Annotated in this window: 1 protein-coding gene; it reads left to right on the top strand. The window is 54.8% G+C overall.

Going from position 1 to position 1,122, the window contains the following annotated elements; all coding sequences use genetic code 11:
• Positions 1–60 precede the first annotated feature (60 nt).
• On the top strand, positions 61–1,116 hold the full coding sequence (locus D6694_11410; protein RMH39206.1) for an IS110 family transposase: 1,056 nt from the start codon (positions 61–63) through the stop codon (positions 1,114–1,116).
• Positions 1,117–1,122: the final 6 nt, after the last annotated feature.

The raw sequence follows: 1,122 nt of genomic DNA, 5'->3' as shown, positions 1-1,122 counted from the left end.
TTTCAATGCTGTCTTATCAGTGCGGTTTCTATCCGCCGTTTCCCAGGGCGCAAAAGCGATGTGCTCGATTGCCAGTGGATCCAGACCCTCCATTCCTATGGGCTACTGGCCAATTCCTTCCGTCCGGAAGCCGACCTGATTGCCCTACGCACTTTGTTGCGCCATCGCGCCCAACTCATCCAGCATCGCTCGCCGCACATCCTGCGCATGCAAAAGGCCCTCATCCAGATGAATATCCAGCTTTCCCAGGTGCTCTCCGATGTTACCGGGAAAACCGGCCTGGCCATCATCCGCGCTATCGTCGCCGGAGAACGCGACCCGCACAAACTGGCTGCTTTGCGCAACTACCGCTGCAAAAAGAGCGAAGATGAGATTGCTTTGGCTCTCACCGGTACCTGGCGGGAAGAACACCTCTTCGTGCTCCAACAGTCTCTCGAGTTGTTCGATTTCTACACCCGCCAGATTGAAGTCTGCGATCTCGAAATCGAGCGCACCTATAGTACTATTCGTCCCGATTGGGGGCTGCCTGACGACGCACAAAAATCTCAACGCCCCCGGAAACGCGGTTCACATTGCAAGAATGAACCGGCGCAGGCGGCAGTGATTCGCCAACACATCCACCGCATTGCCGGGGTTGACCTCGTCGCTTTGCCGGGCCTGAGCGTTTCCCTGGCTCAAATTATCCTCTCTGAAGTTGGCTCTTCTCTGCAGCGTTTTGAGAACGTGAAGGCCTTCTGTTCATGGCTGGGCCTGGCTCCACACAACGACATCTCCGGCGGCAAAGTCTTGCGCAGTCGCACGTTTTCTCACCACAACCGTGCCAGACAGGCTCTCATTCAGGCAGCCGCGTCTCTCATTCGCTCCGACACCCCATTTGGTGCCTTCTATCGCCGTCTCAAGAGCCGGATTGGTCCTGCTCAGGCCCTGATTGCCACTGCTCACAAACTGGCTCGCGTGCTTTTTGTCATGTTAAAGTTCAAGAAACCCTATCGCCCTTCTTCCGCAGCTCAATATGAACAGAAATTCCGTCAGCGAGAAATTGCTTACCTGCAACGTAAGGCCAGAAAATTGGGCTTAACTTTAACTATCCCGGAACCCGCTGTTGCTGTTTCTTAGAAAACG

It is taken from the genome of Gammaproteobacteria bacterium (genome assembly GCA_003696665.1).
Taxonomy (GTDB): Bacteria; Pseudomonadota; Gammaproteobacteria; order Enterobacterales.
Note: the sequence above shows the minus strand (reverse complement) of the source record. Positions and strands in the feature narration are given on the sequence as shown.